Below are 24,393 nucleotides of genomic sequence, written 5' to 3' on the forward strand. Positions count from 1 at the left end.
GCCCCAGCCTCTCATGTTGCGTTTTGCGCCTACTCAGCGCACTCCCAACCAATCTTACCGACTACCGGTACCATGGGGAGTGATGTCCGCAGAGATTTCTACCCCAGCAGCTCCCGTTCAGGCCCCGCGTTCGTTCGGCCGGACGGTGAAGAACTACGTTGCACTCACAAAGCCGCGAGTGATGGAGCTTCTGCTCGTTGTCACTGTTCCGGCCATGATTTTGGCTCAGGGCGGCCTGCCGAACCTCTGGCTTGTGCTTGCAACGCTTATCGGTGGCGCCATGAGCGCGGGCTCCGCCGGCGCATTCAATTGCTACATCGACCGTGAGGCCGATCGTGTGATGAATCGCACGAAGAATCGCCCACTCGTCACGCGAGAAATCTCCGATCGCAACGCATTGATCTTTGCGTACGCGCTCGGCGTTGCGTCGATCGTGTGGCTGTACTTCACCACGAACTGGCTTGCTGCGCTGTTGAGCCTCGCAGCAATCTTCACGTACGTTGTGGTGTACACCATGTGGCTCAAGGGCCGCAGCGAGCAGAACATCATCTGGGGCGGCATCGCTGGCTGCTTCCCGGTGCTGATCGGCTGGGCGGCCGTCACCGAGTCGCTCGCATGGCCTGCGTGGATCTTCTTCCTCATCATCTTCCTGTGGACCCCGGCACACTACTGGCCCCTGTCCATGCGATACCGCGAGGACTATGCTGCAGCCGGCGTGCCGATGCTTGCGGTGGTCCGCGGCCGCACCACCGTTGGTCTCCAGGTCATCCTGTACACCTGGGCAACTGTCGTGTCGAGCTTCCTCATGATTCCCGTAGCAAACATGGGCTGGACCTACACAGTCGTCGCACTCGCGAGCGGTATCTACTTCATTGTTGAAGCACACAAGCTGTACAACCAGGCTATTCGTGGCAACGAGGGCAAGCCGATGCAGGTCTTCCACGCGTCGATTACGTACCTTTCGGTGCTGTCGATTGCTATTGCAGTGGATCCGCTGCTTCCGTTCTAATCTCCCGCGTACGGCCGTTGTGTGGTCGTAATCGCAGGAAGCCCCGGGCCGTTTGGCTCGGGGCTTTCGCGTTGTCTGGGGCGTCGTCACCACCTGCCTTCGCCATGCCGTCTCCCGTTACGGTCAACCCCGCGTGACGGCCCCGTTCGCGCACGGCGAGGCCTTTCATGCGTGTGAAACGGGTCATTGTGCAAGAACAGGCCAGCTTCGAGGGGTTGCCCTCAAGATGGGGCGCGGATCAGGCCACACGCCACGCGGTGGCACGCAAAGCGCCTCTTCTCACGTGTTGGCCCGCGACACGGCCCGGCCCGGCCCGCCACAGACAGTACACATACAAAGAGGTGGCGATCCGCCCCAGAAAACCGGGGAGAATCGCCACCTCTTGGCGTGTGGGAAGTGCGGCGTGGTTAGCCGACGCCCTCGAGCATGTCAGTGTCGGTGTTGCCGATCCGCGCAATCACATCGGGGCGCTTCTGCTTGAGGTAAACGAAGCGGGTGAGTGCCAGAATCATCGTGAGCAAGAAGAGGTACGGGATGACGTTCAGCGGGAACGCCGGCACGGGCCAGACGTTTGCGAAGAACACGTATGCCATTGCGACAACCGCAATGGTGGCGCAGAGCGTGACGAGCGCGCTCCGCATCTTCTCGCGGCGAACGTAGACGACACAGGCGATCGCGACAAGCGCGTACGCCACCATGTATCCGTAGGTGCCGTAGGTATCGACCCACACGACGATGTCCATCGGATGCACGCCACAGGCAAGCAAGATGACATCGAGCACGATTGCTGCGGGACCTGCGATCAGCAGCACGCGATGCGGGGTGAGGTGCGTGTCATGAGTGCGTCCGAAGCGCTCGGGAACAACGCCTTCCTTGCCCATGACGTAGACAATGCGACCCACGACGTTCAGCGGTGCAACGACAACCGCGAAGAATGATGCGGCTACGCCGAACACGAGCAACGGCGTGAACCACACAGGCATGCCGATCTTGTCCGAAATAGCCTGCAGCGGGCTTACGGCCTCGCCCAGCTCCTCGCCCAGCACAGCGATCTGCGTGTAAGCGGCGAAGATGTAGAGAATACCGACCGCTGCGGCACTCCACATGATTGCGCGGGGGATCGCGGTGTATGGGTTCTTTGCTTCGCGACCGAGCGCGTCAGCCGAAGAGAATCCAACGAAGCCAAGGATGCCGAGCACCATGCCCGCAGCCACACCCTGGAAGGGTGCGCCGGTCATCTTGAACTGCGCGGGATCCCATGCGTCGGGACCAACCGCGATCAGCGCAACGACCAGTAGGACGAGGATGATCGCGAGCGAGACAAGCTCCAGTACGAGCGAGACACGAGCTGAGACCCGGATGCCACGAATCGTGAAGAAGGTCGCAAGGCCACCGATGATGATCGCGAGTGCGATCAGCCAGATGACGTTGTCAGCGGGAACACCCAGCAGGGTGAGGAGGTCGGAAGTGTACGAGACCGCGCCGCCGAGCGAACCCGCGGCGATGCCCCAACAACCGATGATGAGTGCGACGCCTGCGATGTACGCGCCCGTCGGGCCGAGGCCCTTCGAAACGTAGGTGTACAGCGAACCAGCGGAGGCGTTCTTCTTTGCGAAGACTGCCACGCACCAGCCGACACAGAGAATCACGATGGTCGCAAGCAGGAACGACATCATGGTGCCGTTGCCAGCGCCAACGAAGATTCCAGCCGCGGTGAAGGCCATGACGGCACTCGGCGCGATATTGGCGATTGCCTGGGCAGAGAGCTCTGCGCCAGACATCACTCCCTGACGCAGACCAGCGTCTACGGGCGCTTGCCGTTCAGTAGTAGCCATGAAAATGAATCACTCTCCTTCGAGTGGTCGAAATATCTCGGAGGAGACTTACGGGATGAGCAGGGTGCGCAGAACGCCGCCTGCTTCGAGATCGTCGAGTGCCTCTGCCGCGTCTTCCAGGCGGCGACGGCCCGAGATGAGCGGATCAAGCTTCAGCTGACCATCCATGTAGCGATCAACGAGGGCGGGGATGTCGATCGAGGGGCGAACCGAACCGTAGTTCGAGCCGAGGATGCGCTGGTCTGCCTCCGCAAGCACGAGCGGCTCGAAGGACGCCTTCGCACCGGTCGGCGGCAGGCCGACGATGACTGCTGCGCCGCCAAGGCCGAGCATACGAATCGACTGCTCGGTCGTGATGGTGCGGCCGATGGCGTCGAACGCGTAGTCGACGCCGTCAGGGACGAGTGCGAAGAGCTGCTCGACAACATCACCGTTGGAAGCATCGATGCGATCGGTTGCACCGAACTGCAGTGCCATTGCGGTCTTCTCGGGGAGCAGATCGATCGCGATGATGCGTTCTGCGCCAGCGAGCTTTGCGCCCTGCACGACGTTGAGGCCAACGCCGCCACAACCGATGACAGCGACGGTCGAGCCGGGCTCTACCGCAGCGGTGTTCAGTACGGCGCCAACGCCAGTCGCGACTGCGCAACCCACGACTGCGATGACATCGAGCGGTGCGTCATCGCGCACCTTGACCGCACCGGAAACCGGCACGACAACCTCTTCAGCGAAGGACGAGACACTCAGGTAGTGACGCAGCGATTCGCCAGTCTCTGCGTTGGTGAGTCGCGAGGTGCCATCGAAGAGTGAACCGGTGGCGTTGTTCACCTCAACGACCTTCTGGCAGCGCGCCTCGTGCCCCTGAAGGCAGTATCGGCACTCGCCACAGGGCGGAACCCAGCTCAGCACAACATGATCGCCGACAGCGAGCGAGGTGACACCCTCACCGAGTTCAACCACAACGCCGGAGCCCTCATGACCCATGACGAGCGGCGCGGGGGCGTCCCACTCGCCGCGCTTGACGTGCAGGTCCGAGTGGCACACGCCAGCCGCAGCAATCTTCACACGGACTTCGCCTGCCTTCGGGCCTGCAAGCTCTGCTTCAACGACCTCTACACGAGTGTCCGGGTCGCGAAATACGACAGCCTTCATTGGTTATTCCTCCGTTGGATACTGTTCGCGCTGCTCATTCAGCGCGAGGCTACTCCGAGATGGTACGTATCGTTTGGGCACTTTGTCGCTGTACCAACGGTTGATTCTTGGTAACACAAGCAAGCATTTGGTACATTCGCTGCATGGCGCTTACTGTTTCGGCTGTGACTCGCGCGGTGCGCGGAACGTTCATTTCGCAGGGGCTATCGAGCCTGAGTCCCATCGATAGTGTTACCGCACACGAGGATCTTGTCGTGGTAGGTAACCCCGGGTATTCGACGCTCATCACCGGCGATACTGACGCACTCTTCGCGCGCGTGGACTCAAGCCAAGAGAACGCGCAGCTCTTTGCAAACACGGTCTGGGTGTCTTATGCAGACAGTCCAGAGTTACGAGACAAACTCGCGGCACGTGGACTCAATGCGATTCTCGGGTGCGCGCTCGAAGGGGATGCGCTCCACGCCGCAATCACGGCGCTCCTCGTTGAAGACCGCGCCGCGTCTGACCGTCTGGTCTCCAGTGGCATGAAGGTGCTCACGCAGGCGGCACGACGAGGGGGAGTGACCGCTGTCATCGCCGAGCTCACGCATCGCGTCAACGGCTGGGCAGTGCTGCTTGACCCACAGGGTCAACTCATCGCGAGTGCCGGCGCAGGACGCTTGCACGTCACTGACGCCTCGGCCGTCGCACTTGGACGCCCCGTGCGCGTGCGTCACGAGGGTCTCCAGATTCATCAGGTTGGCTCCGACCGCGACCTCGCGGGCTACCTGGTCATTGCCACCCGCTCCGGCACAATGAGCCATGCGCGCGACCTCGCCTCGCTCGCAGCCGAACTGTGCGACCTGCTCCTCCGCACGCACGATCCATCCCGGACGGATCACCTCGGCCGCGAGGCCCTCATGAAAACGCTGCTCGACGGCGGACCTGCAGCACTGGAGCTCCTGCGTAGGTGGGGTGTCCATGAACACACGCTGACAGCATTCGCGCTGGGATCTCGCTCACGCACGATCGATGCGGAGCGAATCTTGCGACGCTGGCTCCACGAAATGGGTGCGGAGTATGTGTTCGCCTCACGTGGCGGAAGAATGCTGGGGTTCGTGCGCGAAGACCTCGTGCCGAACCTCTTGCAGCGGGTGGAAGAACTACGGCCGGTTGCCGGGCAACGATTGCACGTCGGGGTTGGCACTGCGGCTCCCGGGGATAATCTGTCCTACTCGGCAAGCCAGGCCCTGCAAGCGCTTGAGACCGCGCTCGATGACGGGCAAACCGTGGTGCATTACGAACGGGTGTCTTCGGTATCGCTCGTGCTCGGGGCGCTCGCCGAGACGCCGCGAGCGCAACTTGCACAGGTGCTCGATCCGCTGCGGGATGACCACGGTATTCACGGCGATCTCACGGCAACCTTGCGCGTGTTCCTCGCCGAGAATGGGCGTCACCGAGTGAGCGCGGATCGCCTAGGCATCCACCGCCAGACACTGACAGCCCGCCTGCAGCGGGTGGAAGACCTCACTGGGCTGTCGCTCGCTCAGGTTGATGACCGAACGACAGCCTGGCTCGCACTGCGAGCCATCGACGGCGAGGGAGTACTTCGTTAGTTTGCTGCGACCGCTGCGGATTCCGCAGGCGTATCAGTGGATGCTGGAACCGGACGCTTGAGTGACAGAATCGAGACCGTCATGGTCGCGACACTCAGAGCGGCGAGCACCATGTGCACGCCAACGACAAGCGCAGGCAGGCCGTTACGTGCCTGGTAGAGGCCAACGAGGATCTGCACAAAGACGAGCAGCGCGAGCGTGACGGCCCACTTCGCGGTCGGCAGCTTCTTCGCAATCGACCAAATCATCAGGATCACCAGGAGCGTGCCGGTGATGTAGCCGGGCCATGCGTGGAGGTGTGCAAGGAAGCTCGCGTCGAAGCCGTTACGGATCACGTTTTCGTCGCCCGAGTGTGGGCCATTGGCCGTCGTGAGCACACCCATGATGATCAGGATCGCCATACCGAGCGTCGACACGTGGGACAGAATCGCGTAGCCCTTGGGTACCACGCGCACACGAGTGCCGGCAGGCTGCTTCATCAGCACGACGTAAGCTGCGGCGATGCCGATGATGATGAGGCTCACGATGTAGTGGAAACCAACGAGGAACGCGGCGAGGTCAACCCAGACGACTACGCCACCAACGAACGCCTGCAGGAGCACCAAGCCGAGTACGAGCCACGAAAGAATGGAGAGATCGCGGCGCTGTGCGCGGATCCGCCAAGTGAGAATCACGACAGCAACAGCCGCGATAAGGAGCGGTCCACTGATGGTTCGGTTACCGAACTCAATGAGCGAGTGGTAGCTCAACTCTGCAGTGGGGACAAGCGATCCAGGGGTGCACAGCGGCCACTCGGAGCAGCCGAGGCCGGAGCCCGTCAGGCGAACGGCTCCACCCGTTGCGATGATCAGCACGTTCAAGAGGAATGAGATCCAGGCGAACGTCTTCAATGTGCGGGGGAGTCGCACTTCTGACACTTGGTGCTCCTTTATAAGCGCTCATCCATCTCGACTGCACTTGCGCGCCCCCCACCAGATTGTCAGTGGGAACCTGTAGAGTGATGAGTTGTGGTTGAGAACGATTCAGCCCCTCAGCGGATTCGCTGAGGCGGCCGTTCAACGCCCAGACTACTGCACCGCTGCAGGGAATTAGCTCTACGAGATAGTGCCCAAGCGCGGTGCATCCCGCGAGCTAAGATCCCGCGCAAGACGATGAATGAGGGAGTGATCATGTCTGAAGTGCTGATCGACCGGCCAGAGCTTGAAGGGCTCGGCCAGTACGAATTCGGCTGGCACGACAGCGACGCAGCCGGCGAGGCCGCGAAGCGCGGCCTGAACGAAGACGTTGTACGCAATATTTCTGGCCTGAAGAACGAGCCCGAGTGGATGCTCGAGCGTCGTCTCAAGGCCCTCCAGATCTTCGGTCGTAAGCCGATGCCGACCTGGGGTGCAGACCTCACCGGTATCGATTTCGACAACATCAAGTACTTCGTGCGCTCGACTGAGAAGCAGGCGACGACGTGGGAAGATCTTCCCGACGAAATCAAGGACACGTACGAGAAGCTCGGCATCCCCGAGGCTGAGCGTCAGCGCCTGGTTGCTGGTGTTGCTGCACAGTACGAGTCGGAGGTCGTGTACCACCAGATCCGTGAGGATCTCGAGGCACAGGGCGTCCTCTTCCTTGATACCGATACTGCGCTCCGCGAACACCCCGAAATCTTCCAGGAGTACTTCGGCACCGTTATCCCCTCGGGCGATAACAAGTTCGCTGCGCTGAACACCGCAGTCTGGTCGGGCGGCTCATTCGTCTACGTCCCCAAGGGCGTTCACGTTGAGATCCCGCTCCAGGCGTACTTCCGAATCAATACGGAAAACATGGGTCAGTTCGAGCGCACCCTCATCATTGCTGACGAGGGCAGCTACGTGCACTACATCGAGGGTTGCACCGCTCCGATCTACAAGTCGGACTCGCTCCACTCGGCAGTCGTCGAGATCATCGTGAAGAAGAACGCTCGCGTTCGTTACACGACGATTCAGAACTGGTCGAACAACGTGTACAACCTCGTCACCAAGCGCGCAATCGCTGAAGAGGGCGCAACCATGGAATGGGTCGATGGCAACATCGGCTCGAAGGTCACCATGAAGTACCCGTCGATCTACCTCGCAGGCGAGCACGCAAAGGGCGAAACCCTTTCCGTAGCGTTCGCTGGCCCCGGCCAGCACCAGGACGCCGGCGCAAAGATGATCCATATGGCTCCCCACACGAAGTCTTCGATTCTTTCGAAGTCGATCGCCCGTGGTGGCGGCCGCACCGGTTACCGTGGCGAGGTTCGCGTTGACGCAAACGCGCACCACGCAGCGAACTCGGTGGTGTGTGACGCACTCCTCGTTGACACCATCTCGCGTTCGGACACGTACCCCGCGATTGATATTCGTACGGACGATGCAGTGCTTGCACACGAGGCGACCGTGACGCGCGTGAGCGAAGACCAGCTCTTCTACCTCATGAGCCGCGGCCTCTCGGAAGAAGAAGCAATGGCAATGATCGTTCGCGGCTTTATCGAGCCGATCGCGCGCGAGCTTCCCATGGAGTACGCGCTCGAGCTGAACAAGCTCATCGAAATGAGCATGGAAGGATCCGTCGGTTAATCATGTCGAATCTTCAGACTGAACAGCTCGGTTTCAAGGCGCACAGCGATGGCGACTGGGACAACCGTGCACCCATTCAGACTCGTTCGGACCGCTTCAAGTCGACCAACCTCGCAGACTTCCCGGCAGTGACCGGCCGCGAGGTCAACTGGAAGTTCACCCCGATCGCCCAGATCAAGCACCTGCTCACTGGTGACCTCAACAGTGCAGCTACCGCACTCGAGATCTCCGACGCCGCTGGCGTGACGGTTTCCGAGGTTGCAATGGACTCGGAGTTCGTCGGCCGCGCCGGCATCCCCGAGGACCAGGCTGCAGCAAACGCATGGGGCCAGGTTGCAGCTGCACAGCGCATCCTTCTCACGAGCGAAGAGCACCAGACCGTCGTTGTGAAGCGCACCGCGCTCTCGACCGAGGCGACCGCAGCTCACACCGTGATCGAGACCGCGCCTCACGCGCAGGCACTCGTCATCATCGAGAACTCGGGCGACGCGAACCTGACGGAGACCGTCGAGATTGTCGTCGGTGAGGCTTCGAAGCTCACCGTTGTTTCGATCCACGAGTGGAACGAAGACGCGATTCACCTGGCAAGCCACAACGCGACCATCGGTCGCGACGGTGACCTCCAGCACATCGTTGTTTCGCTCGGCGGCAAGGTTGTTCGCGTCAACCCGACGCTGCACCTTGACGGCCAGGGCGCAAACGGCGAGGCGTACGGCGCATACTTCGCCGACGCAGGCCAGCACCTCGAGCACCAGGTCTACATCGACCACAACGCACCCAACACCCGCAGCCGCGTGGCGTACAAGGGTGCGCTGCAGGGCGAGGGTGCACACGCTGTCTGGATCGGCGATGTCCTGATCCGTCGCGTTGCGGCCGGCACTGACAGCTACGAGGAGAACCGTAACCTCACCCTCACCGAGGGCACGCGTACCGACTCGATCCCGAACCTCGAGATCGAAACCGGTGACATCGCTGGAGCAGGTCACGCGTCGACCACCGGTCGCTTCGATGAAGAGCACATCTTCTACCTCCAGAGCCGTGGCATTTCGGAAGATGAGGCGCGCAAGCTTGTTGTGCGCGGCTTCCTCTTCGACGTGATCCAGCGCATCGGCAACGAGCAGGTTGAGGAGCGCCTCCAGGCTGCGATTGACGCCGAGCTGCAGCAGAGCGTACTCGCATAATGGCACGTCTCAAGGCACTTGATCTGAGCGACCTCACGCAGGACCAGGCCGTACGCGTCGAACTCGATGGAGTTCCGATGGCAATCGTGCTTGATAACCAGGGCGTGGTTCACGCGATTGGTGACACCTGCAGTCACGGTCAGATCAGCCTCTCGGAGGGCTTCGTCGAGGGCAACACCCTCGAGTGCTGGGCTCACGGATCGGCGTTCGATCTGTGCACCGGTGTTCCTCAGAATCTTCCGGCATATGAACCGGTACCCGTTTACGTCGTCGAAATTGAAGACGGCACTGTTTACATTGACCCCCACGTTACGAAAGAGATTGAAGCATGACTTCCGTTCTTGAGATCAAGGATCTGCACGTCAGCGTTGAGACCGAGCAGGGTCCCAAGCCCATCCTGAAGGGCGTGAACCTCACGATCCGTAAGGGTGAAACCCACGCAATCATGGGCCCCAACGGCTCGGGCAAGTCGACCCTCGCATACGCGATCGCCGGCCACCCCCGCTACGAAATCATCGGCGGCCAGATCATCCTCGACGGTGAAGACGTCACCGAGATGGAAGCTGACGAGCGTGCACAGGCTGGCCTGTTCCTCGCGATGCAGTACCCGGTCGAGATCCCCGGCGTGACCAACGCAAACTTCCTCCGCACCGCGAAGACCGCTATTGACGGCGAAGCTCCCGCGATCCGCACCTGGATGAAGGACGTCAAGGAGGCGATGGGCAACCTTCGCATGGACGAGTCCTTCGCTGCACGTAACGTCAACGAGGGCTTCTCGGGTGGCGAGAAGAAGCGCAACGAGATCCTTCAGCTTGAGCTCCTCAAGCCGAAGTTCGCAGTCCTCGACGAGACCGACTCCGGCCTCGACGTTGACGCGCTGAAGATCGTTTCGGAGGGCGTGAACCGTGCGATGGACAACACCGGCCTCGGTGTCCTGCTCATCACGCACTACACCCGTATCCTGCGTTACATCAAGCCTGACTTCGTTCACGTCTTCGTCAATGGTCGAGTTGCTGAGCAGGGTGGCCCCGAGCTCGCAGAGCGCCTTGAAGAAGAGGGTTACGACCGCTTCCTCACCGAGGCGTAAACTAGCCTCATGTCCAACGATAACAACGCACCTCAGGTCTCCATCGACCCTGAGTTTCGCGAGCAGGCAGTCGAGGCGCTGAAAAACGTCTCCGACCCCGAGCTCGGCGTCAATATCGTCGACCTCGGCCTCATCTACGATCTTGCGTACGATGAGGAACACGATGCTCTCGTGATCAGCATGACGCTCACCAGCGCGGGTTGCCCGCTGACTGACGTCATCGAGAACGACATCGCCGAAGCGCTCGACGGTCTGGTAGCTGCATTCCGTATCAACTGGGTATGGATGCCGCCCTGGACGCCCGAGCGAATCACCGATGAAGGGCGCGACATGATGCGCGCCCTCGGGTTCGCAATCTAAAACATCCTTCGGTTCGGGGATCGATTTCCCGCACTCTGGTGCTAGGCACGGCCTTTGGCCTGCTTGGCACACGGGCGCGAATTGGTGAAATCGGTCCCCGAACTATTGGTGTTTCTTGACGCACGTTTGCGTCACCTCTTTGGCTGCCCTGAATCCGTCGCGGATCGGCAGGCCTACATCACTCAAGCTTTAAGGACCCCCTCATGATCATTGTCGAGGATCTTGCGATCGACGTTGGCGCACGCCGTCTCATGGGGGGCGTAGACTTCCGCGTGAACCCCGGTGACAAGATCGGCCTTGTCGGCCGTAATGGCGCTGGCAAGACGACGCTCACCCGCACGCTTTCCGGTGAGTTGCAGCCCGCAGAGGGCTCGGTCACGATCTCTGGTGAGCTCGGCTTCTTGCCTCAGGATCCGCGCACTGGCGACCCTGAGCAGATTGCGCGTCACCGCATTCTCGACGCCCGCGGACTCGGCACCCTGCAGAAGAACATCGACAAGGCATCGCTCGAGATGGCTTCCGATGATCCTGCGGTTGCTGCGAAAGCGATGAAGCGCTTTGGTAACCTCACCGACCGGTTCCACGCACTCGGCGGCTACGCTGCCGAATCTGAGGCTGCGTCGATCTCGCACAACCTCGGCCTGCCCGACCGTGTGCTTGACCAGCCGCTGAAGACGCTGTCCGGTGGCCAGCGCCGTCGTATCGAGCTCGCGCGCATTCTGTTCTCGGATGCCGACACGATGATCCTCGATGAGCCGACCAACCACCTTGACGCTGACTCGATCGTGTGGCTGCGAGAGTTCCTGAAGACGTACAAGGGCGGAGTCATCGTGATTAGTCACGATATCGATCTCGTCGGCGAGACCGTCAACCGCGTCTTCTACCTCGATGCGAACCGTCAGGTCATCGACGTCTACAACATGGGTTGGAAGCTATACCAGCGCCAGCGCGCAGCAGACGAAGAGCGCCGTCGTAAGGAACGCACGAACGTCGAGAAGAAGGCGTCTGCTCTCAAGGATCAGGCAGCACGCTTCGGCGCGAAGGCGTCGAAGGCTGCAGCCGCGCACCAGATGGTTGCGCGCGCTGAGAAGATGCTGTCGGGCCTCGAAGAGGTTCGTCAGGCGGATCGCGTCGCAAAGCTGCGTTTCCCGGACCCCGCACCCTGCGGCAAGACCCCGATCATGGCGGAGGGGCTGTCGAAGTCCTTCGGTTCACTCGAGATCTTCGCTGGCGTGGATCTCGCGATCGACCGCGGTTCCAAGGTCGTCATCCTTGGCCTCAACGGTGCTGGTAAGACGACCCTGCTTCGCCTGCTTGCACAGGTTGACGAGCCAGACACCGGCGAAATCATCGCTGGTCACGGCCTGAAGGTTGGCTACTACGCGCAGGAACACGAGACCCTCGACGTCAAGGCGAGCGTTCTGCAGAACATGATCTCTGTGTCGCAGCACCTCACCGAGACCGAAGCCCGTAAGGTGCTCGGTTCGTTCCTCTTCACCGGTGATGATGTACACAAGCCCGCCGGCGTGCTGTCGGGTGGCGAGAAGACGCGTCTCGCGCTCGCGAAGCTCGTTGTCTCGAGTGCAAACGTGCTGCTCCTCGATGAGCCAACAAACAACCTGGATCCTGCGAGCCGCGAAGAGATTCTCGATGCACTCGCACACTTCACCGGCGCCGTCGTGCTCGTTTCGCACGACCCCGGTGCAGTCGAAGCCCTCAACCCAGAACGCGTTCTCGTGATGCCCGAGGGCACCGAGGATCACTGGTCCAAGGAGTACCTGGAGCTCATCGAGCTCGCGTAACCCACCCACAACGCACCGGGCCGGGCAAGCACGAATACTGCTTGCCCGGCCCGGTGCGTTGTATCACTTAGGGGCGCGGATCGGTTCCCGCTGTACCCTGTTCGGTCTCGGTCGCGGGGGAGTCGCCCTGCTTCTCATCTGAGGTCTTGTCCTCGGTGGATTTGTCGTCAGGGGTCTTGTCGCTCTGCGTCTTCGAGTCCTTGACCTTTGCTTCCTTCTTAGGCTTTGGCTTTGCGGGGTCGAGGCGAGACACGACAAATGCAGTTCCGTCCTGCTGCATACCGTTGTCGAAGTACTCAACATGAGCTTCTTCGGTGGCATCAAATGCACTTTGGCAGACGAGATCCTTATCGACACAGAAGTCGCGAATGCGGCTTTCGTATTCGTCCAACGCACCTTCGCGTCGTGGGAAAACGCCGTCACGATTCATCTTGTATGTGCCGAAGTCGTACTTCTCTGCCGACTGGAACCGCGGGTTGCCGTACATGACCACCGAACGCACCTGTGCAGCAGCTTCTTCGGGGACCACGCCAGCAGTCACACCAACCATGCGGTCTTCGGGAGCTGACAGTGCGTCGCCAATGACGAGCGCACCCTGGGAGTAGCCGAGCAGAATGTACGACTGCTCATCACCACAGGTTTCTGACTGTACGCGCAACGTATCCAGCAGCACGCGAACGCCCTTGGATCCGCCCTCTCGTACTTCAGTGTCGGCTGGGTAATCCAAATCAATCTGCGTAACTTCGCCTGGTCGAGCCTTTGAAATCTCGCGCGCGACAGGGGAGAGGAGCTGCCCCTTCGTAGGTTCGCCAGTGCCGCGTACCGTCACAACGAGATACGGCGTGCACTCGAGCGCTTCCACCATTGGTTCGGGATGCAGCTCGAAATCGTATGCCTCATCGGTGACCGCGGCCGCATCGACCGACGGTTCTTCAATGGCTTCTGCAACCGCATCACGGGTCGCGATCGAATCAACCTGCGGTGAGGAGCACCCCACCAAGAGCGGGACGGTGCACGCAACCAGTACGGTGGCGCCGATCCGCCCAAAAGTTCGAACAGGGGACTGGAGCTTGGTCATGCCGATATTGCCTTCGTAGCGGTGCGTGCGTTGTACTCAGATTCTACGCGCCGAGCAGCGCGTCTTCCTCATCAGCGTCCGTGACCTTCTTGCTGCGCTTTTCAGCTCGCACAGCATCAGCCTGACGCACCTTTTCAGAACCGGTGTTCAAGCCACGGTACTCCTGGCGAGCCGCGTAGGTGACGCCGATGCCAGCGATGATGATGAACACGTACCACTGCAGGGCATACGAGAGGTGTGGCCCCTCATCGCGCTCCGGGCGAGCGGGCAGCGTGCCGTGCTCAGCAGAGATAGTCTCGCCGTCACGCGCCGATTCTTTGACGAGCATGCCGTACGTTTCGAGGTACGCTTCTGCTTCGGTGCCCGTTACGCGCGCAATCTCAGACGACTGAATACTCGCCACGGTCATGCCGTCAGACGTTCGGCCCGGGATTTCGGGTTCACTGGCGCGCAGTCGTGCGGTCAGCTCGATCTGCCCCGCAGGAACACTCGGGAGTGAGGCCAACGCTGACTCGCGCGCTGCAGAATCTTCTGACTCAGACTGTGCACCGTCAACGTTCACCCAACCTCGATCCACAAAGAACACCTTGCCATCGAGCGTTTTGAACGGCACGATCATGTCTGAACCGACGCTGCCCGGACCGGGACGGTTGCGCGCGAGGATAATCGTGTCGAGGTACTCGCCAGTGACGGTGACCTGCTGCCACTTCTGCGCATCCTCGTTGAAGGCAGCCCTGTCAGGAACCTCCTCGGCGAGCGGGACAGGTTCCGAGTCATAGTTCAGGTCAATCCGGTCGATCTCAGCCCGCGCCTCAGCGCGGCGCTCGAACTGCCAATTTCCCAAGAAGACACACGCGATCGCAAAGATCACGAGCAGGGCAAAGTACCCGATCCAACGCGGAGAATAAAGAAACTTCCAACCGGGAAGCTCGGTGTCACTCTGAGGCAACGTCACGATTACTGTTCGCTTTCCTGGGTCGGTGCTGGCAGATCCGCCACTGAAATCACTTCGAGTGGGAAACTGCGCGCTTCGAGAAACTCGCGGAGCACTTCACGGTGCGGCTCACACGCGAGCCAAGTCTTACGTCGATCGGGGGTATGGATTTTTGGGTTGCGCCACTGAATCGCCCACTCTGCCGTTTCGGAACAGCGTGCTCGGGAGCAGCGAAAGCGCTCATCAAGCTCGCCTCCGAGGCCAATCTGCGGAACCGCGATCATGCTGCGTCACCTTCGCTGTCGCGTGACTCACTTCGTCGCTGCGGATCAACATCAACAACAATCACTGGTTGAGCCTGTGGACGATTCGAATCCCCGTCAGCATCGTCTGTAACCGGGAGGGCCTCAAGCTGAAGCGGTTCAGGGGCGTCAACATCTTCACCGCCGCCGTGAGCCACAGCGTTGCCGATCATCACTGCAAACCAGGGAAGAATAATCGCACCGGCGGCCGACAGCAGCACCCACCAGCCGTGCACCCAGAAGAGGGAAAGCACGCAGGGGACACGAAGACCCATCGAGATGTAATACATCTTCTCGCGATGTGCGCGATCTGCAGCCGGGTTCACTCCAGCGGAAGTTACGCGATAGGTCTTCGACATCCTGCTCCCACGATCAATACCACCCCAGCCTACGCCTTTCGGCCTGGGGAAATGCCCGTGAATCGCCTGCGCGCGCCTGGCTTCCCGGCATTACCGGGTAACTTAGGCTGTATTCATCTGTATGTTTTTCGAAAGGACTCTCATGACGACTTCCCGTACCGTCCTCGTTACCGGCGGCAACCGCGGCATCGGCTACGCAATCGCTGAGCGCCTACTCACCGACGGCCACCGTGTTGCCGTAACGGCACGCTCCGGCGAGGGCCCTGCGGGCTCGCTCACTGTACGAGCAGACATGACCGATGCCGAATCCATCGATCGCGCATTCACCGAGATCGAAGAAGCGTACGGCTCCGTTGAGGTTGTCGTCGCGAACGCAGGCATCACCAAGGACACCCTGCTGCTCCGCATGAGCGAAGAGGACTTCACGAGCGTCATTGACACGAACCTCACCGGCACCTTCCGAGTGGTCAAGCGGGCAGCAAAGGGGCTTCTGAAGGGTCGGTTTGGTCGCGTCATCATGATCTCCAGCGTTGTAGGTCTCTACGGTGGCCCGGGCCAGATCAATTACTCGTCATCGAAGGCTGCCCTCGTTGGCTTCGCACGTTCACTCACGCGAGAGCTCGGTGCACGCAACATCACCGCAAACGTGGTCGCCCCAGGTTTCATCGAAACCGACATGACCGCAGTGCTTCCCGAAGAAACGCAAAAGCAGTACCTCGGCACGATTCCCGCAAACCGTTTCGGCCAGGTTCAGGAAATCGCCGGCGCGGTTTCGTTCCTTGCTGGCGACGACGCGGCGTACATCTCGGGAGCGGTCATCCCGGTCGATGGTGGCCTCGGAATGGGTCACTAGGCGCCTGTCGCTTCGGCACAAATAAAGCCCGGCACGCGTCACGCGTCCGGGCTTTATTTACATCCAATCATCGTTACAGCTACTCACTAAGAGTAGTTGTCACCGAAATCTCCTCAGAATCCTGCGGTTTTTGGGCCAGTTCTGGCTGTTTCTTGAACTGCCCGCACGCAAACAGCACCAGAACGCACGCCGCGAGCACGATCCACCCCGCTACACCAAGTGGACTCACGAGGGCGGGGTCAGGTTGCTCGCCGGCAGTACCCAGAAGCATGAAAAGCCCTGCCGCGGCATTCAAGGATCCGTGTGCGATGACGGCAGGCCAGAGTGAAGCACTCCGCAACCGAAGCCAGCCAAAGAAGACGCCCCAGGCAATGCAGCCAGCAACCATGAGCAGCACTCCAACAATGTCGGTGCGATTGAAGTTGTACCCCAATAGGATCACCGGCGCGTGCCAGAGCCCCCAGATTGCGCTAGAAATCAGCAGCGCCGGCCAGGTGCCCAGCGGACGTAGCGCCGGCAGGAGCCAGCCACGCCACCCAACCTCCTCACCAAAGGCGAAGAGACAGTTGAACAGCGCCCCAAGCGGAATTGCAGCAATTTGCGCGAGAACGAGCAACGACACGGGTGGTAACCCCAGGCTTGACGCGTCCATCCCCATCGTTGCGAGCTGCGCATCGAGCACCTCGGCAAAGCCAGAGAAGGCAACAAGGTCCAACTGAATCCAGCCATGTAATGACGCCACCCAAACGGAAAGTGCTACGAGTGCGATGGGCGAGAGTAGGCCGAGAACAATGAACCAGACAACCCTGCGAGCGGGACGCAGTGGCCATATGCCCGTGAAACGCAGCCAATGCGCACGTGGACTCTTCAGAACGAAGACGACGGCCAGGGTTGCGACCAGTGGTGTGAACATCATGCCACTCGCGATAGCGCCAAATAGCGCCTGATACCCAGGCCGGGCCGGATCCATCACCCAGACGGGGATCGCGACCGCCCACGCGAGCGCCATTGCGACAACCGTGAACACGACCACAGCACGCCAGGGAACTCGGGTAAATCTGTCTGGTCGAGACATGAGCAGCTCCTTCACGCGACAACACAACAGAGGGAGGCCCTCCACTAGAAATCCTAGTGGAGGGCCTCCCTCTGTTGACAAGCAGTCTGGCTTAGTGGCCTTCGTGCTTCGCCTTCTCGATCTCACCCGCGGTGGGGGGAACGATACGGTCCTCGTAGAACCAGCGGCTCATGCCTGCACGGAGACGCTGCGAGAACTTAATCTGGCCGTTGTCGTCCGGGCGGAGCATCATGGGTGCGTAGTCGTCGTAGCTGACGAGCTCCCAACGTTCGTACTCGTTGAGCTCCTTGTGAACCTCAACGAATTCGCCGCCCGGCATGCGGACGATGCGACCCGACTCGAAGCCGTGGAGCGCGATGCTGCGGTCCTTCTTCTGGAGGCCGAGGCAGATGCGCTTCGTGAGAATGTACGCAACGATCGGGCCAATGAAGAGCAGCGCCTGCAGGGTGTGAATGACACCCTCCATCGAGAGCTGGAAGTGCGTTGCCATAAGGTCAGAGCTTGCGCCTGCCCACATGACCGCGTAGAAGGTCACACCTGCCGCACCGATAGCGGTACGGGTCGGAGCGTTACGCGGACGATCAAGGATGTGGTGCTCGCGCTTGTCGCCAGTTACCCAAGCTTCAACGAAGGGGTAAATCGCAGCAAGGATGAGCCACACGCCAATGATGATCAGCGGAAGGAGCATGTTCCACGACCAGGTGTAGCCGAACCACTCGGTCTCGAGCCCCGGGGGAACGAGACGCAGCATGCCATCAGCAAAGCCGATGTACCAGTCAGGCTGAGTACCAGCCGACACCGGTGAGGGGTCATACGGGCCGTAGTTCCAAATCGGGTTAATTCCGAAGAACGTCGCGATCAGGAGGACCACACCGAAGACGATGAAGAAGAAGCCGCCAGCCTTCGCCGCGTACACGGGAAGAACAGGGAAGCCAACTACGTTGTTCTCGGTCTTGCCCGGGCCGGGGTACTGCGTGTGCTTGTGGATGACCACAAACGCAAGGTGCAGCGCGACGAAGAGGATAACGAGTGCGGGGAGCAGCATGATGTGCAGCATGTACAGGCGACCAACGATGTCAGTGCCCGGGAACTCGCCACCAAAGAAGAGGAACGAGAGCCAGGTGCCAATCACGGGGATTGCCTTGATGATGCCATCAATAATGCGGAGGCCGTTACCCGACAGAACGTCATCGGGAAGCGAGTAGCCGGTGAAGCCCTCTGCCATTGCCAGTACGAAGAGAACGAAGCCAATGACCCAGTTCAGCTCACGGGGCTTACGGAAAGCGCCGGTGAAGAAGATACGGAGCATGTGGAGACCGATCGACGCAACAAAGAGCAGTGCTGCCCAGTGGTGCACGTGGCGCATCAGCAGGCCGCCGCGGACCGAGAACGAGATGTCCAGGGTCGAGGCCATTGCTGCCGACATCTCTACGCCCTTCATGGGAACGTAGGGACCCATGTAGTGGGTCTCAACCATCGACGCCTGGAAGAACAGGGTCAGGAAGGTACCCGAGAGAAGGATGATGACGAAGCTGTACAGCGCAACTTCACCAAGGAGGAACGACCAGTGGTCGGGGAAGACCTTACGGCCAAACTCCTTGACTGCAACGCCGATCTTGGTGCGATCGTCGATGTAGGAAGACGCCGCAGACGTGAAGCGGGTCGAGCCGCTCTGTGCGGTGGTATCAGTTACGGTGCTCACTTCAGGCGCTCCCAATAGCTCGGACCGACAGGTTCATGGAAATCGCTCTGCGCCACGAGGTAACCCTCACTGTCGACCGTGATCGGCAGCTGGGGGAGAGGACGCTTAGCGGGACCGAACACGACCTTTGCTTCCTTTGACACGTCGAACTGCGACTGGTGGCAAGGGCAGAGGAGGTGGTGGGTGTGCTGCTCGTACAGAGCAACGGGGCAACCGACGTGGGTGCAAACCTTCGAGTAAGCAACGATGCCGTTGTATGCCCAGTCTTCGCGACCCGGGCTCGGGTGGAGCTCCTTCTCGTCCAGACGCATAAGAAGGACAATCGCCTTCGCCTTCTGGTTGAGAACGTCACCAGCCGAAGCAAGGTTCTCGGGAACAACGTGGAACGCCGAGCCAATGGTCACGTCTGCTGCGCGGATCGCGCCGCCGACATTCGAACCACCGAGGTCACGTGCGAGGCGGGTGCCCTTCTCCCACATGGTGTGGCGGAGAACCTCTACCGGATCGATGTCCTGCGGTGCGAGACCACGAAGGAGGGTGATGCCGGGGATCGGGAACGCGATAAGCGCGCCCAGGAGGCTGTTGCGGACAAGAGTGCGACGCGAGAAGCCCGACTCCTTGTCAGCGAGCTCGAATACCTCAGCTGCGGTTTCGCGCACCTCAGGTGAGCTTGCCACGGGGTGACGGTAATCGATCGACTCGTGGTCAGCCATCAGGGCCTTGCCCCAGTGGACTGCGCCGATACCGAGCGCAAGCAGCGCGAGCGTCATGCCGAGGCCGACGAACATCGTGTGCGTGCGGATCGATGCAAGAGCACCGTCCTCGATCGGGAAGAACATGTACGCGAGAACCGCGCCAAGGCTTCCTACGATCGAGAGGTAGAAGAGGGTGTAAACAGCGCGGTTTGCGCTCTTTTCCTTCTTCGGGTCGATATCAGTAACGCGCTTCCGATGAGGGGGAAGCCCGGGATTCTGCACTGCGTCAGACGAAATGACCGCGGTTCCCACCGAGGCACCGTCACCGCTGTGGCCGTGGGCGCCGACGACAGCGTCCTGAGCGCCGTCGTTCTTCGCTTCCTCTGCCATGTTGCTCCTTGACTTAAGAAATAAACTGCTGATGCGTTGCCGCTAGTTGGACTTCGCGGTGACCCAAACGGTCAGACCGACGATAAGGCCGAGGCCGATAACCCAGATGAAGAGACCCTCTGCAACCGGACCAAGCGAACCGAGCTTGAAACCGCCAACAGCCGGCTCGTTCTCGATGTACTTGAGGTACGAGATGATGTCTGCCTTGTCCTGCGGCGCAAGGTTTGCGTCGTTGAAGACGGGCATGTTCTGGGGGCCGGTCACCATCGCGTTGTAGATGTGCGTCGGCTCGACGCCATCAAGCGAGGGAGCGAACTTACCCTGGGTCAGTGCACCGCCAGCTGCTGCAACGTTGTGGCACATTGCGCAGTTAATGCGGAAGAGGTCGCCACCGCGAGCAACGTCACCGTCAGCCTGGAGGTACTGCGACTCGGGGAGCGCAGGGCCAGGAGCCAGCGATGCTACGTAAGCAGCCATTTCGAGGGTCTGCTCCTCGGTGAACTGCTGAGGCTTCACCATGCCCTGGGGGCCCTGGAAAGCGAGAGGCATACGGCCGGTACCAACCTGGAAGTGTACCGAAGCAGCACCCACACCAATCAGGGTGGGGCCATCTTCGGTGCCCTCTGCGTTGATGCCGTGGCAAGTTGCGCAGTTTGCGCCGAACAACTTGCGACCCTCATCGATTACCTCAGTCGAGTTGAGGTCAACCTCTGCGGTTGCCGAAGTCTGCGTGAAGCCGGCGTATGCAGCGCCAGTTACAACGAGACCCACAGCGAGCAGAGCAATGGTAGCCAGCGGATGGCGGCGACCAGTCTGTCGATTCTTCTTGGCGATTGCCATGATCTTCTAACTCCTGAGCTTTACTTAAGTACGTAAACGATGAGGAACAGAATGATCCACACGACGTCGACGAAGTGCCAGTAGTAGGACACGACGACTGCGGTGGTCTCTTCCTTATGCGTGAAGTTCTTGACCGCGTAGATACGACCGATCACGAGCAGGAACGCAACCAGGCCGAGCGACACGTGAATGCCGTGGAAGCCGGTGGTCATGTAGAAGGCCGAGCCGTAAGGATCGCTCATAAGGGTGACACCCTCAGAAACGAACGTTGCGTACTCGTAGGACTGGCCTGCAACGAAGATCGCACCGAGGATGAAGGTGAGATAGAACCACTCAACCGTTCCCCAGTTACGGATTCCGCGGCCAGTACGGCGGGGCTGCATACGCTCTGCCGCAAACACGCCTGCCTGTGCGGTGAACGAAGACGCCACCAGGATCAGGGTGTTAATAAGGGCAAAAGTGAAGTTGTGCTTCTCGGTCTGCGTTGCCCACACATCGGGGTTCATAGCCCGAAGCGTGAAGTAGATCGCGAAGAGGCCTGCGAAGAACATGACCTCGCTGCCCAGCCACACGATCGTGCCGACGGCGACGATATTGGGTCGCTTAACCGCGGGCACGGCTGACTTGGTATTCATAGTGGTCTTGGTCACCCTTCCATTATGGCTGAAAGTTTGGTGTGCATTTTTCATCGCAGCGCAAAGTATGCAGATTACTGCGAAATACCTGACAATCCTATCGTGAACCGAAGAGCTTTGTGCGCCACGCCTCGCCGTGGCGTGCCGGATAGTATTTACGTATGATCGACGCTCAGACTTGGCCAGCAGTCCTAACAGCCCTCCTTGCGGGAGAAGACCTTAGTGTTTCCCAGTCGGAATGGGCAATGTCCCAGGTAATGACCGGTGCCGCAACGCAGGCACAAATGGGCGCATTCCTGGTTGGCCTTCGCAGCAAGGGCACAACCGTTGAGGAAGTCATCGGCTTCCGTGACGCGATTCTCGAAGAGGCGCTGCCTATTTCCCTTCCCGCGATGTCGCTCGACATCGTCGGCACGGGTGGCGATCGTTACGGCACCGTCAATATTTCATCTATGTCTTCTATCGTTGCTGCCGCGGCTGGCACCCCCGTTGTGAAGCACGGCAATCGGGCAGCATCGAGCAAGTCAGGCTCGTCCGATGTCCTGTCGGAGCTCGGGATCAACCTTGCGCTCGACGCTGATCAGCTCGCCGCTTCGTTTGAAGAAGCTGGAATTGCCTTTGTTCATGCCGCGCACTTCCTTCCAGGGTTCCGCCACGTCGCACCCGCGCGCAAGGAACTCGGAATTCCTACCGTGTTCAACTTCCTTGGCCCACTGTGCAATCCAGTGCGCCCAGAGGCTTCTGCGGTCGGTGTCTCCGATATTGATCGCATCCCGCTCTTTGTAGGGGTCTTCCGCCTGCGCGGCGCTTCCGCCCTCGTGTTCCGTGGCGACGACGGCCTGGACGAGCTCACCACCACCGGCCACTCACGCCTGTGGGAGATCTCACGAGGCAATCTGAGCGAGCACGACATTGATCCGCGCGACCTCGGCCTGCCACGCGCGAAGATGGACGACCTGCTGGGTGGCACCCCACAGGAGAACGCAGAGGTCGTGCACCGAGTGATGGCCGGCGAGCGCGGGCCCGTCCGCGATATCGTCTTGCTGAACTCGGCTGCGGGACTGGTCTCTTACGACCTCGCATCAAAGCCTGACGCTGATGAACGTCCGCTCCTCGTTCGCCTGCGCGAGGGAATCGAGCGAGCGGAAGCTGCGATTGACAGTGGCGCTGCAGCCGCGAAGCTCGAGGCATGGTCTGCCGCGACTTCACGCCAGGCAACCGCACAGTAGCGACAAACGTAAGGAGCCGATCCGCCAGGTGTGTGGCGGATCGGCTCCTTACGTCTATATACGACTACGCGGCTGGCTTGGCTGCAACGGGCTCAACCTTTGGCACTACGCGGCTATACGTGGCCAGGAAGGGCATGGGATCCACTGGGACGCCCTCAATCTCAATAACCAAATGCAGATGCGCACCGAACGACAGTCCGGTGTTGCCGACGTTTCCGACGACGTCACCCTTCTTGATGGCGTCGCCGACCTGCCAGCTGTGGGAGTCTGTCTGCATGTGGCAGTAACGACTCTTGGTCGCCTTGCCGTCGATGTCGTGCTGGATCTCAATCGCAAAGCCACAAGCCTCAGTAATGAACGGCCCGGCACTCACAACACCATCGGCAATTGCAAGTGCTGGCGTGCCCTCGGCAATGCCGAAGTCCTGCGCTGCGTGGAATTGCTCCACCGGTTCCGATCGATAGCTAAAGCCATCCGTCAGGACCGAAGGTTGATCGAGTGGGTATCCGACAATCGCATCGGGGAGCGCAAAGAAGTTACTCCCAACATCGGAGCCAAGCGCCACCGCTGGGATTTCGCCGAGCGCGCCCGCAACACCATCTTCGTTACCGATGGCGCTGTAAAACTTTTGCCCAGCGACATCTTCGCCGGCACCAACCGTGGTTTCTGCGAGGGAAGGCAACGCAAGGGAGAGCACAAGCCCGGCTGCGCTGGCAGCTCCGGTGACTTGAAGCGCACGCTTGAGTCTGGAGACCGGGCGGGCAGGTGCTACGTGAGCCTCCTGCTGCGTCTCGTTCCGCTCGTCAGGCAGGGTTGCGATTGTCGTGATTGCCGCGGTGGAGACCTCAGCAAGCTGTTCACGCATCCGGATTTCGCGTCGCGACGGAAACGCTCGCGGCGTGTAATTACTATCGGAGTTCATACATCCCTGAATATAGGCGGGCGAGCAGTCAACACTCTAAGGTAACGATTATGTTACAGCGAAGCAATTTGAGACACCAGTCAGAGTTGCCCAAACCTCACGCATTTGCACCTAATCTCCAGGTTTTGCCACCGCCGCGCCTTTTGCATTTGTCACAAACGCCTCGATCAGAGCAAGATCCTTCACGCCTCGCGAGGATTCAACACCGCTCGACACATCGGCGCCACCCGCACCAGAGCGCATCAACAGTGCAGCCACGTTTGCAGGGGAGAGGCCGCCCGCGAGAAGCCACTCGTTGCCCAGGCTCAACCCTGCGGTAGCATCCACATCCCACACGTCTCCAGAACCGGGGACACTGCCATCGAGGAGCAAACGCTCCTCACCGCATTCGCCAACCGCAATTTCTGGCTCATCTGCCAGCGATGCCGCCCGCCAGACTCGGAGGCCAGCGTCACGAGCAACTGCGAAATCAGCAGGGGAGTAGCCGTCGTGCAGCTGCAGCACGTCAGTGCCGTACGCAGCCATTCGCGCAATCGCCTCGTTCACGCCAATGCCGCGCACGACGAGCACGGTATCGACCGCACGGCCGAGGCCAGCGGTCGCGTCACGGGCAGCGCGCAGTACTGACTGTGCGTGATCCGCCTCAATGTGCCGCGGACTCAGCGGGTACGAGACCACGCCTATGGCATCAGCGCCGGCGCGCACGGTGAAGTCAGCGGTGTGCGGATCTGTGATTCCGCAGATTTTCACATACATGCGTCGAGAATTCC

The 24,393-nt window shown here is 60.5% G+C and carries 23 protein-coding genes; 10 read left to right on the forward strand and 13 right to left on the reverse strand.

Going from position 1 to position 24,393, the window contains the following annotated elements; translation table 11 throughout:
• The first annotated feature begins 82 nt into the window (after nt 1–82).
• Nucleotides 83–1,009 carry a heme o synthase gene (locus ICM05_RS07770; RefSeq protein ID WP_188024020.1) on the forward strand — a complete coding sequence of 309 codons (927 nt, stop codon included), beginning with the start codon at nt 83–85 and terminating at the stop codon, nt 1,007–1,009.
• A 407-nt stretch (nt 1,010–1,416) separates the two neighbouring features.
• Here the strand turns inward: ICM05_RS07770 and ICM05_RS07775 are convergent, their stop codons facing one another.
• Both ICM05_RS07775 and ICM05_RS07780 read right to left on the reverse strand, forming a co-directional pair.
• The gene (locus tag ICM05_RS07775; RefSeq protein WP_188024021.1) at nt 1,417–2,844 is read right to left on the reverse strand and encodes an APC family permease; all 1,428 of its coding nucleotides are present in this window, start codon (nt 2,842–2,844) and stop codon (nt 1,417–1,419) included.
• Nucleotides 2,845–2,892: 48 nt separating this feature from the next.
• Complete coding sequence (locus ICM05_RS07780) at nt 2,893–3,996, reverse strand: alcohol dehydrogenase catalytic domain-containing protein (RefSeq protein WP_188024022.1); 1,104 nt, start codon at nt 3,994–3,996, stop codon at nt 2,893–2,895.
• A 143-nt stretch (nt 3,997–4,139) separates the two neighbouring features.
• On the opposite strand from ICM05_RS07780, the gene ICM05_RS07785 reads away from it, so the two are divergent.
• Nucleotides 4,140–5,591 (forward strand): CdaR family transcriptional regulator, encoded by a 1,452-nt coding sequence (locus ICM05_RS07785; protein WP_188024023.1) that lies wholly within the window; start codon nt 4,140–4,142, stop codon nt 5,589–5,591.
• Here ICM05_RS07785 and ICM05_RS07790 read toward each other — a convergent pair.
• Nucleotides 5,588–6,508 carry a COX15/CtaA family protein gene (locus tag ICM05_RS07790; RefSeq protein WP_353055849.1) on the reverse strand — a complete coding sequence of 307 codons (921 nt, stop codon included), beginning with the start codon at nt 6,506–6,508 and terminating at the stop codon, nt 5,588–5,590. The two genes, ICM05_RS07785 and ICM05_RS07790, sit on opposite strands and share 4 nt — an antisense overlap.
• Before the next feature lie 252 nt (nt 6,509–6,760).
• Between ICM05_RS07790 and sufB the strand changes: the two genes are divergently transcribed.
• From sufB to ICM05_RS07820, 6 genes are all read left to right on the forward strand, one after another.
• Complete coding sequence (gene sufB / locus ICM05_RS07795) at nt 6,761–8,179, forward strand: Fe-S cluster assembly protein SufB (protein WP_188024024.1); 1,419 nt, start codon at nt 6,761–6,763, stop codon at nt 8,177–8,179.
• A gap of 2 nt (nt 8,180–8,181) precedes the next feature.
• Nucleotides 8,182–9,360, forward strand: coding sequence for a Fe-S cluster assembly protein SufD (gene sufD, locus ICM05_RS07800; RefSeq protein ID WP_188024025.1), 1,179 nt, complete (start codon nt 8,182–8,184; stop codon nt 9,358–9,360).
• The gene (locus ICM05_RS07805) at nt 9,360–9,692 is read left to right on the forward strand and encodes a non-heme iron oxygenase ferredoxin subunit (RefSeq protein WP_188024026.1); all 333 of its coding nucleotides are present in this window, start codon (nt 9,360–9,362) and stop codon (nt 9,690–9,692) included. Before sufD ends, ICM05_RS07805 begins: the two co-directional genes overlap by 1 nt.
• On the forward strand, nt 9,689–10,447 hold the full coding sequence (sufC, locus tag ICM05_RS07810) for a Fe-S cluster assembly ATPase SufC (RefSeq protein ID WP_188024027.1): 759 nt from the start codon (nt 9,689–9,691) through the stop codon (nt 10,445–10,447). Before ICM05_RS07805 ends, sufC begins: the two co-directional genes overlap by 4 nt.
• Nucleotides 10,448–10,456: 9 nt before the next feature.
• Complete coding sequence (locus ICM05_RS07815) at nt 10,457–10,807, forward strand: metal-sulfur cluster assembly factor (protein WP_223160387.1); 351 nt, start codon at nt 10,457–10,459, stop codon at nt 10,805–10,807.
• A 203-nt stretch (nt 10,808–11,010) separates the two neighbouring features.
• Nucleotides 11,011–12,609 carry an ABC-F family ATP-binding cassette domain-containing protein gene (locus tag ICM05_RS07820; protein ID WP_188024028.1) on the forward strand — a complete coding sequence of 533 codons (1,599 nt, stop codon included), beginning with the start codon at nt 11,011–11,013 and terminating at the stop codon, nt 12,607–12,609.
• Nucleotides 12,610–12,676: 67 nt separating this feature from the next.
• On the opposite strand, the gene ICM05_RS07825 is transcribed toward ICM05_RS07820, so the two are convergent.
• The 3 genes from ICM05_RS07825 to ICM05_RS07835 all read right to left on the reverse strand — a co-directional run bounded on the left by ICM05_RS07825 (nt 12,677) and on the right by ICM05_RS07835 (nt 15,282).
• Nucleotides 12,677–13,687, reverse strand: coding sequence for a cutinase family protein (locus tag ICM05_RS07825; protein ID WP_188024029.1), 1,011 nt, complete (start codon nt 13,685–13,687; stop codon nt 12,677–12,679).
• A 43-nt stretch (nt 13,688–13,730) separates the two neighbouring features.
• Entirely contained in the window at nt 13,731–14,642 is a 912-nt protein-coding gene (locus ICM05_RS07830; protein ID WP_353055851.1) for an SURF1 family protein, read from the reverse strand.
• A gap of 259 nt (nt 14,643–14,901) precedes the next feature.
• Complete coding sequence (locus ICM05_RS07835) at nt 14,902–15,282, reverse strand: DUF3099 domain-containing protein (protein ID WP_188024030.1); 381 nt, start codon at nt 15,280–15,282, stop codon at nt 14,902–14,904.
• Nucleotides 15,283–15,424: 142 nt separating this feature from the next.
• On the opposite strand from ICM05_RS07835, the gene fabG reads away from it, so the two are divergent.
• Nucleotides 15,425–16,135, forward strand: a complete 711-nt coding sequence (fabG, locus tag ICM05_RS07840) for a 3-oxoacyl-ACP reductase FabG (RefSeq protein WP_188024031.1) — start codon at nt 15,425–15,427, stop codon at nt 16,133–16,135.
• Nucleotides 16,136–16,214: 79 nt separating this feature from the next.
• On the opposite strand, the gene ICM05_RS07845 is transcribed toward fabG, so the two are convergent.
• From ICM05_RS07845 to ICM05_RS07865, 5 genes are all read right to left on the reverse strand, one after another.
• On the reverse strand, nt 16,215–17,210 hold the full coding sequence (locus ICM05_RS07845) for a CPBP family intramembrane glutamic endopeptidase (protein ID WP_188024032.1): 996 nt from the start codon (nt 17,208–17,210) through the stop codon (nt 16,215–16,217).
• 91 nt (nt 17,211–17,301) lie between these two features.
• A complete protein-coding gene (locus ICM05_RS07850) occupies nt 17,302–18,912 on the reverse strand; it encodes a ubiquinol-cytochrome c reductase cytochrome b subunit (RefSeq protein ID WP_188024033.1) in 1,611 nt (536 codons plus the stop codon).
• Nucleotides 18,909–19,997 (reverse strand): ubiquinol-cytochrome c reductase iron-sulfur subunit, encoded by a 1,089-nt coding sequence (locus ICM05_RS07855; RefSeq protein WP_188024034.1) that lies wholly within the window; start codon nt 19,995–19,997, stop codon nt 18,909–18,911. Before ICM05_RS07855 ends, ICM05_RS07850 begins: the two co-directional genes overlap by 4 nt.
• A gap of 42 nt (nt 19,998–20,039) precedes the next feature.
• Complete coding sequence (locus tag ICM05_RS07860; RefSeq protein WP_188024035.1) at nt 20,040–20,837, reverse strand: c-type cytochrome; 798 nt, start codon at nt 20,835–20,837, stop codon at nt 20,040–20,042.
• 20 nt (nt 20,838–20,857) lie between these two features.
• Nucleotides 20,858–21,472 (reverse strand): heme-copper oxidase subunit III, encoded by a 615-nt coding sequence (locus ICM05_RS07865; RefSeq protein WP_188024237.1) that lies wholly within the window; start codon nt 21,470–21,472, stop codon nt 20,858–20,860.
• 161 nt (nt 21,473–21,633) lie between these two features.
• On the opposite strand from ICM05_RS07865, the gene trpD reads away from it, so the two are divergent.
• Entirely contained in the window at nt 21,634–22,701 is a 1,068-nt protein-coding gene (gene trpD / locus ICM05_RS07870; protein WP_188024036.1) for an anthranilate phosphoribosyltransferase, read from the forward strand.
• Between the two features lie 64 nt (nt 22,702–22,765).
• Here trpD and ICM05_RS07875 read toward each other — a convergent pair whose 3' ends face one another.
• A complete protein-coding gene (locus ICM05_RS07875; RefSeq protein ID WP_251364582.1) occupies nt 22,766–23,566 on the reverse strand; it encodes a M23 family metallopeptidase in 801 nt (266 codons plus the stop codon).
• A gap of 168 nt (nt 23,567–23,734) precedes the next feature.
• Entirely contained in the window at nt 23,735–24,379 is a 645-nt protein-coding gene (locus tag ICM05_RS07880) for a phosphoribosylanthranilate isomerase (protein WP_188024038.1), read from the reverse strand.
• Nucleotides 24,380–24,393: the final 14 nt, after the last annotated feature.

It is taken from the genome of Leucobacter sp. cx-42, from assembly GCF_014529985.1.
In the GTDB taxonomy this organism is placed as follows: Bacteria; Actinomycetota; Actinomycetes; order Actinomycetales; family Microbacteriaceae; genus Leucobacter.